The sequence below is a fragment of the Prochlorococcus marinus str. SB genome (assembly GCF_000760115.1).
Lineage (GTDB): Bacteria > Cyanobacteriota > Cyanobacteriia > PCC-6307 > Cyanobiaceae > Prochlorococcus_A > Prochlorococcus_A marinus_D.
The window spans coordinates 1-10,919 of record NZ_JNAS01000003.1; the positions used below are offsets into that span (position 1 = coordinate 1).

General features: G+C 40.7%; 6 protein-coding genes. 2 read left to right on the forward strand and 4 right to left on the reverse strand.

The features are described 5' to 3' along the window. Positions 1 to 366, forward strand: a 366-nt coding sequence (locus EV02_RS0109075) for a M10 family metallopeptidase C-terminal domain-containing protein (RefSeq protein WP_032520576.1), incomplete at its 5' end; no start/stop codon positions are given. Between the two features lie 443 nt (positions 367 to 809). Here the strand turns inward: EV02_RS0109075 and EV02_RS00020 are convergent. The 4 genes from EV02_RS00020 to EV02_RS00005 all read right to left on the reverse strand — a co-directional run bounded on the left by EV02_RS00020 (position 810) and on the right by EV02_RS00005 (position 2,756). Continuing rightward, a complete protein-coding gene (locus EV02_RS00020) occupies positions 810 to 1,091 on the reverse strand; it encodes a DUF3303 domain-containing protein (protein ID WP_032520578.1) in 282 nt (93 codons plus the stop codon). A 381-nt stretch (positions 1,092 to 1,472) separates the two neighbouring features. Then, positions 1,473 to 1,790 carry a hypothetical protein gene (locus EV02_RS00015; RefSeq protein ID WP_032520582.1) on the reverse strand — a complete coding sequence of 106 codons (318 nt, stop codon included), beginning with the start codon at positions 1,788 to 1,790 and terminating at the stop codon, positions 1,473 to 1,475. Between the two features lie 86 nt (positions 1,791 to 1,876). Further along, complete coding sequence (locus tag EV02_RS00010; protein ID WP_032520583.1) at positions 1,877 to 2,260, reverse strand: DUF3804 family protein; 384 nt, start codon at positions 2,258 to 2,260, stop codon at positions 1,877 to 1,879. 157 nt (positions 2,261 to 2,417) lie between these two features. Next, positions 2,418 to 2,756: a DUF3303 domain-containing protein gene (locus EV02_RS00005; RefSeq protein ID WP_032520585.1), complete on the reverse strand. Its 339-nt coding sequence runs from the start codon at positions 2,754 to 2,756 to the stop codon at positions 2,418 to 2,420. Positions 2,757 to 3,078: 322 nt separating this feature from the next. Between EV02_RS00005 and EV02_RS09150 the strand changes: the two genes are divergently transcribed. After that, on the forward strand, positions 3,079 to 10,919 hold a 7,841-nt coding region (locus EV02_RS09150; protein WP_052043509.1), incomplete at its 3' end, for an SUMF1/EgtB/PvdO family nonheme iron enzyme.

A 10,919-nucleotide genomic window follows, 5' to 3' on the forward strand; every position in this document is an offset into this window, starting at 1 on the left:
GAAGACGATGATTATCTTAGAGGTGGAGATGATGGAGATGAATTATATGGAGAAAGTGGAGATGATTTATTAAAAGGAGAAGATGGCGATGATATTTTAGTTGGAGGTTTAGGTAAAGATGATTTATATGGTGGAAGTGGTAATGATGTATTTAGATTAACTGCAGGAAGTGGTTATGACAGAATAAGAGATTTTGAAAAAGGAGAAGATAAAATCGACAAAGCAGATTTTGTTGTTAGAGAATTAGGTATTTTTAATAGTGGCAAAAATATTAAGGTCTATACAAATGAAAATAAAAGTGATTTATTGGCAATAATTTATAACCATAACTTAGACGATGGATCAATATCTGATTTTATTTTTTAAGCCGAAGTCATAGAGTTTTTAAGTCATAAATAAGTATGAATAGTTTTATTTCTTAGAATGTAATTGATTAATTTTGACTATATTTTCAGTTTACTTTTTACCTAATAATATCTACAGATAAACTAATTAAAAATATTAAGCGATATAATTAAATTTGTAGTTCTAGTTCTCTAATTTAGAAAAGTATTATTACTTGCATAAATATTTTTTATTTGTTTCATTAAAAATAAAACCATTATGAATACTTTGAAGCTCTCACTTAAAACAAAGCCATACTTATCCAATTTATTTACTTCCTTTTATAAGAAAAAATCTAATAATGTATCTTTTATTAAATGGTTCCATATACATTATTTTGGTGCTTCAATCTTATTGTTATTAAGTTTGCATTCATATTGTATGGGCACAGAATTTTAAAAGCGATGCAAGTAATAAGCGTTTCATTAACAATATAGAGCTACTGTTTGATCTAAATCTGCACAAGGTTCAATAGTAAATTCCAATAATTCTCTCCAAGGACTCCACTGTTTCCAAATAGTTTCTAAAGAATCAGCGTCTACAACAGAGTAACCATTGCCATGTTGAGGTAAGAAAATCCAAGATTTAACGTCATAACCTTCTGGTCTATTTTGTGGCCCGCCTTTGTCGTACCATTCTTTTAACATTTTGGATCCCTTATCTTGAGCATTTGCATCAGTAAATTTGTAAGAAATTAGAAACAACATAAATTAAAAAATAATTGCAACTTATTTTAGAGAGACTGTCAATTATTAAAAATACCTCCTGTGAGGTCTTCAAAAAAATTGGCAGTTTTAATGAAATTTGCTTTTATGAGTGTAGAGTTATTTTTATTATGCAAATCTCATTTTTTGCAAAAGTAGTTCTGTTTTTAACTCTTTATTGTATTTCTGATTTATCAATTAAAAATAATATTTTGCGAAAAGTTATGAATAGAGCTAATAGAGCTAAAAAAATTTAAACTTCCCAATCAATGGAATTTTTAACTAATTTCTGGAATAATCAACCCACCACAGTTATGGGAATAGGTGTAGCAATATTTGTATTATTAGGAATTTATATATCTTTACTCCAAACATATCAATAAATTAGTTAATTATTTTTTTAATTTTTTCTAGATTCCATTTATCAAATATTAATTTCATTTCTCTTTCGTAGTATCTTACTTTCTTTGAGAAAGGTAGTTGTTGAATAATTATCCCAAAGGGAAATTTAAAAAAAGAAGAGACATAAACAATATAAAACTCCACAAATGAAGGTTTTGGTGGGAGAGGTAAATTTTTTATATATGCCCAATCAATGCAAGGTTTAAGTTGCTTATCACTAGCGATAATATTTTTTTTACATCTCCACCAAGAAAATAGATAAATGCAAATAAAAATAGGTAACGGAAGAAGTCGCAACATTAATTAAAAAGGTATTTCTTCAGGAGTTATTGATTCAGGATAACCAAGCCTTAATTTACCTGCGGTCAAAATAGTAAGCGTTTCATTTATTCCCAAGTTTTCATATCAGTAGTTCCTTGTGATCTTTGCATCCAGGCATATTTCCATGTACCGTTTTCATTTTTAAAAATACAAGTGTAAGTTGAAAGATCTTTATTTTGATTTCCTTTATAACTGAAGATTTCATTCAAAGTGAAAACGGCGTATGCTATCTCACCGTAAATTTCAATTTTGTGGGTTTTGATTAGTTCTGAGGATTCTGCAACTAAGTCTTTACTATCAAACATTCCCACTAATCCCTGCGCAGAGATTGGATTTCCACTTGGCCTTACAGCCAAAAAATCTTCAGTCGCATTCGGTATTAGAAAAGAGGAGTCTTCACTGGTTGCATAACCATTAATTAAATTTTCTATGGCTTGAGTACTTGACATTAAAAAAGGAGCTATTTGCCCCTTATTTTAGATCGACTGTCAATTACTAACTATTAGCAGTGATAGTAGTAGAGTTTCATCTTTTTGTAGATGCAGTTTCTGGAGAATTTTTCAAAATAGGAATAAAATATTCATAATCTACATTTTTAAAAAATAATTAACCTGAGAATCCCATTTTCTTTTCTGCTGCCATTAATGAACCAACAAGCTTATGCTCAGCAACTTTTTCATCGTCAGTCATAACTGGCTTGATATCAAAATCTATATCAAACTTAACTTTCCAAGGAGCAAAGTGTTCTGTCATTTTTATACCTGCTGAAGCTTGGACAATAATATAAACATTATTTGAGTAAGAGGCATGATACCTTCCCAAAACTTTGAATCCTTCAAACTCATCATTCAAAGTTCCATCTTCAACAACCTTTAAAAAAAGATCGTAAGCTGCACCCATGAGAGCAACATTCTTAAAAGTTGCAGTTACAAAATAAGTATTCATTTGATTAATAAATCTAAAATTATTTCTAGGATATATTATTTAAAATTGAGTTAAGGATCTTGAAATGAATACTTCTGCTTAAGAAACTATCTTGGATCGACTGTCATGGGATGTCAGCTCAGTTACAGAATTTAATGCAATGTTTTATGGAGCAGAGTCTATATATATTTGAATATCTTTAATAGAATTTTTTGGGTGTCTCGGTTGACTCTCCTTTCAAATAAATGTCGTTTATAAAACATACATTAAATTACTCTTTTTTTTAGGTTTTTGTTTATAGTAAGATTGAATAATTTCTTAATAAACAGCCAAAAATACCGGCATGAATGAAAGCGGTAACAACGAAGTAAGAAAAGAGCAATCTCTAAATAGCAATAACCAGGATCCACTTAAGAGTATTGTCCTTAGCCAAATCGGAACCGACTCACAAAGCAGCACAATATACGTCTCTACTGATGGAGATGATTCCAACTCAGGCAGCTTTATTGCTCCATTCAGAACCATTCAACATGCAATTAATAATGCTCAAGCCGGTGATGTGATTTCAATCCGCGGGGGCACCTACCGTGAACGCCTCAAAATCGAAGAGCTGAATGGCCACAAAGACGCACCAATCACTTTTGTAAATTATCAGAATGAAGAAGTCATTCTGACTGGTGCTGAGGCAATCAATACGCGTTGGGTCAAGCATGACGAGAATATTTGGAAAACGAATCTCAATTTTGACATCTCTCAGCTGTTTCTAGATGGACAGATGTTAACAGCGGCACGCTGGCCGAACATCACAAAAGATTGGGATCGTCTTGATGACTCAGATCGCCGCAACGCAACACCGAATAGTTACTGGGATATTGAAGGCACACGTGCCCTTGCCCTTGTTGATCCTGAGGTGCCGGATGAGTATAGAAATCATGAAGGTCAACATCGCCTATCTGATCTTGACTTCAGTGTCAAAGGAGCGATGCTGGTCCCTCATAAAAGCTTTGGCCAGACCCATGCTGGTGAGATCATCAATCACAAGGCTGGCGAATCTATATTTGATATTGATTCAAACTTTGAATTATGGCTCCGCAGTCCAGGTCAGACAGCCCTGAAGAATTTTAATTGGATCAGCGGGAACGACGGCAATGTCGAAACTGCAGATCTCTGGCCCACCAAAAATGGTCCGGTTGAGGGAAGCAGACAGCTTCATTATCATCTAGAGGGCCATTTAGGCTTTCTGGATCAGCCTCAGGAATGGCATTACGACAAGGAATCCGGAGACCTGTATGTCTGGATGCCTGATGACCAGGATCCCAATTTGAGTGACTTGCAGGCACGTGCCTGGGATCGTTCAAGCTCGTATATCTCGGACCCCGATCTACATCCAGATGCTGATTATCACGTACTACTGGAGATCGACAATTCATCATTTCTAGATTTCAAAGGAATCACACTTCATACTGGAATATTTGAATTTAACGAAGCAACGAATCTAAATTTTGACGAGATGCGTTTCCTATATCCGACCTATGATGGTCGGATGTTGAAGGATGGACAGCTTCCTCTCTATAACAATCGCATTCAACCAGTCAGCCTGAAGGGACGGCCAGACTTAGATGAGGTTCCTGATTCAAATATTAGTTTTACCAACTGTGAATTTGCCAACGGAATCAGCCATTTGCTGCGCGCCGCCGGGCCTGGATTAGAAATAAAGAATAGTTATTTGCATAATGTTCGCGATCGCGGAGCCCTGAGAGTCTCGGCGGCACCAGGTATGAAGGTTGAGAGAAATACATTTCACACCTTTGGCTTTGGTAGTGCTGCGAAAATCGGCGATTCATCTGTATGGCAATACAACCACATTCACTCATTCCACGGTGATGGAGATGTCTCGGGTATTCAGGTACCAGCAGCATCTCAAGAAGGCGCTTTGATCGCCTACAACTGGATTCACGATGCTCCAGGGCGCAATGGAATCCGGTTTGATGGTAGCCCCGCGGGTATCCGAGGCACTGCTCATCACAACGTTGCTCATGAAACTCGCCGTGGAATGAGAATCAAAGGTGATCAGCATGAAATCATGAATAACACCTTAGTTTCTAACTTTTCATACGATCTAAGTGCTGACCACGGAAAATTTTATGGTTACCTGGACCTGAATGATGATGGCGTTGATGATGGAATGGAGTGGGATGATCGATACATACCTTCAAGACATGGGAAGGACAAGGATCGGCGACGAGGCCATTTCAATTCAAGTATTCATAACAACGCATTTGATCGGATGCCTGATCCTTTTGGCGTTGGATCTCCAAATCAGGCAGTTGGCAATTCCTATGTAAGCGATCACGGCCAAGACAATAAACGTACTTCATTGATCAAAGAAGAGCTGCGGGACCCTGAAAATTTTGATTTTCGTCCAAAACAAAATTCAGCACTTGTTGATACAGGCCTACATATCTCTGGCATTACTGATGGATATCAAGGAGAGGCACCCGATAGTGGCGCCTATGAAGTAGGTGCATCGTCCTATTGGATTCCAGGCCACCGTACAAAAAAAGCTAGGACCCCGATTGCCCCAAATGGTTCAACAACCGTCAAACCTGACGCTGATTTGATGTGGCTGGAAGGGAAGGATGTAAAGCTGAACCATGTTTACTTTGGCGAGAATTCAACCGACCTTACGCTCGTTAGCTCGCAAACCAACAATATTTTCACACCCCCTGAAGGTCTCATTCCGAGCACCACCTATTACTGGCGAGTTGATACGGAACAACAAGATGGCTCCGTTGTTGAAGGTGATCTTTGGTCGTTCCAGGTGGTTGAAGCATTGCCTGCGATGCCGAGTGTTCTGGTTCGTGCTGTTCCCGGAGAAACGCTAGAGATTGACCCAGTATCTAACTCAACGTTGCCCGATTACGACTTTTATATTGGAACCCATGAGGTTACGAATGCGCAGTATGCGCAATTCTTGAATTCGGTAGCTTCTGTCGATAATTACTTACTCTATGACAATAAAATGGGTGAGACAGATCTTGATCAGGGCCTAGGTGGTATCACCCGGCAGGGGGAATCAGGAGATTATTCCTATACCGTTGTTCCTGAATTAGCAAATCATCCAGTAACGTATGTCAGCTTTTATGATGCTGCACGTTATGCAAACTGGCTATCGACTGGCAGCACCGAAAACGGAGTTTATGCGATCAAGCCAGCGCAAAGTGATAATAAAGAAGAAGAAATTCCACGTGATCAAGATAAGTTTGACGGAGGTGCCTACGCGCTGCCCTCCCATGCGGAATGGCTGAAGGCAGGCCTTTATGACTCTTCGTCTGATCCGTCGCTACACACCTATCCAACACAGACTGATTCCATTGGGGTAGATCAGGCCAATATTGAAGGCTCTGCTTTTGCAGGGCTTGCCCCAGTCGGAAGCTTCGACCAACCCAGCCCATCGGGCACGTATGACCAAGCTGGTAATGCCTGGGAATGGCTCGATGACGTTGCTTATTTACCCAACGAGTTACCTGGAAAGCTTCGAAAAGGAGGCAGTTTTCTTCATCCTGTGAGCCTCAACTCAATGAGCTCAAGCTCCCCTGGGAAAACTAGAGCGGCGTCCGATCAAGGCTCGGATTGGGGATTCCGCGTTGTTCGAAAGCGTACTGACAATCTGACCCCTGCCTGGAAATCAACAGCCTGGGAATTGGATGATGCCTATGAAAATGAGCCTTATGTTACCTCAATAGCTGAGCTTGCCTTTGATGCGGATGGAGACCCTCTCAGCTTTTCAATAGAGGAGGGGCCTGAGTGGTTGAGCGTGACATCCAATGGAGGGCTTACAGGAACACCACGTGCCGGTGATTCTGGCAACAAGTCCATTGTTTTCCGTGTTGAAGATTCCTTGGGTGAATCACAAACCCTAGATGTTCCCTACACCATAAAAGTTATTCCAGATACGACCATCTATGTGTCTCCAGACGGGGACGACAGCAATCCGGGAACGTACGAGCTGCCGCTGGCAACGATTACCTATGCATCGTCGATAGCTCAACCAGGTGATGAGATTAAACTAAGAGGGGGAATTTACAAAGAAAGAGTTCATATTGACAACATCCATGGCACTGAAGAAGAGCCAATAACGATCGGCAATTACAACGATGAAAAAGTTGTGATTGAAGGCGCAAAAGACATTACAAGCGAATGGATACCTTACGAAGGCAACATCTGGAAAACAACCGTTGACTTTGATGTCACTCAGCTATTCCTTGATGACACGATGCTCATCGGGGCACGTTGGCCAGACATCAAAAAACATTGGGATGAATACGATGAATCTGATGGTAACAATCCAACTCCAGAGAGTTACTGGGATTTAGGAACACGTTCTCATGCTGATCGAATTGTTGAAGAAAGTGCGGAGACCAATCGCTTTAGAAATCAAGACGAAAAGCATAGCCTTTCTGATCTGAATGTCAGCGTGGAAGGTGGTGTCGTCGTCGTTAATGGTGTAGGCCCGAAAGTTTTTGACATTACATCTCACAACGCTGGTGAGGCAACATTTGAAACGTCATCAGGAGCTGAAGATCTGAAGATTCTAGAAAATTACTATATCACAGGAGATCTTGATCTACTTAATTCAGAACGTGAGTGGTTTTATGACAAGGATACGAAAGAATTATATGTTTGGCTTGAAAACAATGCCAATCCGAATCAAGCATTGATCAAGGCACGTGGTTATACCGAGCAAGAACACCAGACAGACTCTGATCGGATTCTAAAAGTATATGATTCGTCTCATATCAAATTTGATGGAATCACAGTTCGAACAGGCTCGTTTCATTTATTAGGTTCTCATAACCTAACCTTTGAGAACAGCAAGTTTTTATATTCTGGCCACCACAAGCAGATGCTTGGCGCAGATATTAACAAAGCAGAGGGTGACTATGAAAATTATATCAACATCGCTGGTAACGAAACCGGTGGACCGGGTGGATTAGCACATCGAAATGGCGATGCGAGTTTGACATTCCGTAGGAGCGAATTTGCAAACTCCTATTCACTTCTCCTTTATTACGGGCGAGGAGGTTCAAATTATCTTGTGGAGGATAGCTATTTCCATAACAAGCCCCACGGCGGAGGCATGTTGTGGAGTGCAGGAGTGAATGATGGAAATATTGTCCGCCACTCAACATTTCATACGGGCGGATGGGGTGGTATGGGGAAATTTGGGAATAGACAAGCACAGCAGGGCGCGCAGTCCTTAGCTGAATTCAACCGCATTTATGACTTTCACTTTCATGGTGATGACGCTGGAATCCAAGTGAATCGCGGCAATGTCATGGGAACGACATTGCGAAACAACTGGATTCATAACATGCCAGGAAGAAATGCCATTCGCTTTGATGGCGACGCTGCAGGAATGGGTGGAACTGTACAAAATAATGTATTAACTGGTGCCAAGCGTGGTACACGACTGAAAGGTGATCTGCACACAATTACGAATAATACTGCCTTCGGCAATACTCATATAGACATCAATGTTGCACATGATAAATTCTATGGTTTTACAGAAGGATACGATCCAGCAGTTAACGGAATCATCCGCCCAACAGCTGAAAATAATTATTTTAATGTTTACGACTATAGAGTCGATGGACGACGGGGTTCAGCAGAAAAACTTGGCAATCAACATTCCATTGCAGTGAACAATGCGGGCAATCACGATAGTTATCCATCGGAATACAAAACACCTGGCATCCACCAAGGCAATTCAACGACCCGAAGCAGAGGAAATGTTCTTCAATCTGAGCTCCGTGATCCCGAAAATTTTGACTTTCGTTTAAAAAGTGACTCTCAGTTAATTGATGCAGGTGTTGAACAAACAGGAATCACTGATGGTTTTCTAGGAGATGCTCCTGATATTGGAGCCTATGAATTCGGTGATCTGAACTATTGGATCCCTGGCCACCGCACGGAAAAGGCACGATCTCCCATCCCCTACGACTCATCGCCGAGGGCGAGACCAACCAGTGATCTGATTTGGCTTGGAGGAATCGATGCTGTTAAACATCGTATTTATTTAGGCAATGATCCAAATAGCCTTGAATTAAAGTCTGAGCAAACAAATAACATCTTCACACCTGACAGCCCGTTTGTGCCGGGTGAAATATACTACTGGCGCGTTGATTCAGTCAAAGAGGACGGAGAAGTCGTCACTGGCGATGTCTGGGAGTTTTCGACGCCATCAGGCATAGAAAAAGCAATCCCAATTGAAATGGTGCATGTTGGGGATGCTGGGAATCAAGCCAACTTTGATGGTTACGGTCATGTCCCCTATGAGTATTACATCAGTAAATACGAGATCACAAACGAACAATACGCGGCTTTTCTGAATGACACAGGAAAAGTCAGCTCACAGGATGGTCTGACCGATCGATACCATGAATCGATGAAAATCAATAGGCAGGAAATCAATGGTGAGTTTGTTTACACAGTTGAAGATGGCTATGAACAACATCCAGTCAATTTTGTTGACTTTAGGAGCGCTCTTCGTTTCTGCAATTGGCTTACAAGTGGGAACAATAACCGGGGTACTTATACCATTTGGGGAGCCAACAATGGAATCAACAAGCGAAATTGGAGTGAGATGGAAATCGGCGCAGTTGCATTGCCGACAGAAGATGAGTGGTACAAAGCCGCCTATTTTTCCGGTCAACCAGCACCTGGAGATTGGACTGATCAAGCTCCTAGTGGTTGGTCAGTTAGCAACGGGAATAAGCATGGGAAACTTGTCTCAGAAGAATCAGAAAATGCCTTAACAGCAGATGAATTCAATGGCTGGACTTTTCACAATATTAAATCCTGGAGTCGCAATAACTCACACAGAAGTATTAGAAATAAATTTACCTATGGCACGGGGACAATTGCAGTTATTGACCCCTACGAATTCTCATTGGAAACAGCTGGGGTAACAACGCAGTCGGAAATCTCTACGCCAAGCATTGATATCTCTGGCGCAGTAGCTGGCGAACTCAAGCTTAATTTTGATTCATCATGGCCCAGACATACGCCTAACCATGCTTCTATTTCAGTCTCCTATGATGGCGCGGCTCCCATTACTATTAAACAGATCAAGGAAAGAAAATACGGCTATAATGCGAACAAAACAATTAATCTCGACAATCCAGAGGGAGCACAATCAGCTACTTTCACATGGAGTTATGAGACTAGTGAAGACCTTTGGGCCTTTTGGGCCATTGACAATATTTTAGTTGTTGATGAGCAAGATAATGAATATTTCAGCGAAGACTTTGAAGGCCTTGAGCTCAAGTCTTACCAATCAACTACTCTTCCAAAGGGAGACCAAGCATACTTTTCTAATGCGATTCAAGATGGTGATCTTTCAAGATGGCCAACTGGTCAACATAAAGATGGACCACCACATCCAGTAGGCACCGATGACAGACCATCGCATTATGGAACATACGACCAAGCTGGAAGCTTGCGCGAATGGCTTGAAGCTGACAATTCTTTCGATAGCGCTAACACCAGAGCCCGTGGTGGCTTTTACGCAGCGAATGGCAATAGTTATTTCACAGCTACCCATAGTAACAACGGAGTACCTATAAAACGCAAGAGTGATAATATATATACTGGTTTCAGAGTTGTTAGTTTATATCCCATTGCTCCGAAGCCTGAGGGTCCGACGAATCAACGACCTTCTTGGATTGCTACGCAGTGGTCTCTAGGTGATGCGGTTGCGGGTAAAGCTTTCGCTACGTCTCTAACTCAAGACATTTTTGATCCAGATCATGAAGCCAATGACTTGTCGTTTAGCTTATTAAGTGGACCGGAATGGCTGTCTATTGATAGCCAATCGCATCTGGTTGGGAGCCCATCATCAAGGGATCTTGGAACACATGAAGTGATGCTTCGCGTTTCGGATCCGGACGGCGCCTACAGCGACACTGAATTTCCGGTCGAAATAAATGTAATAGCTGAACAAGACAACGCTGCTCCAACATTTAGCAGTGCGGTGACATCTACAGATGGAACACAGATTGTTCTTACCTATAACGAAAGTCTTGATTCCAGTAATGTTCCATCTACCACTGACTTTATAGTAACCACGGCAGGATCTGAGAATAGTGTCAGTGCTGTCAGTATTTCTGGCAGAGAAGTAAC

Bases quoted from the DNA above. Each gene is read 5' to 3' on its own strand.
- EV02_RS00010 (WP_032520583.1), bottom strand. From the start codon at position 2,260: ATGTCAAGTACTCAAGCCATAGAAAATTTAATTAATGGTTATGCAACC.
- EV02_RS00015 (WP_032520582.1), bottom strand. From the start codon at position 1,790: ATGTTGCGACTTCTTCCGTTACCTATTTTTATTTGCATTTATCTATTT.
- EV02_RS00005 (WP_032520585.1), bottom strand. From the start codon at position 2,756: ATGAATACTTATTTTGTAACTGCAACTTTTAAGAATGTTGCTCTCATG.
- EV02_RS00020 (WP_032520578.1), bottom strand. From the start codon at position 1,091: ATGTTGTTTCTAATTTCTTACAAATTTACTGATGCAAATGCTCAAGAT.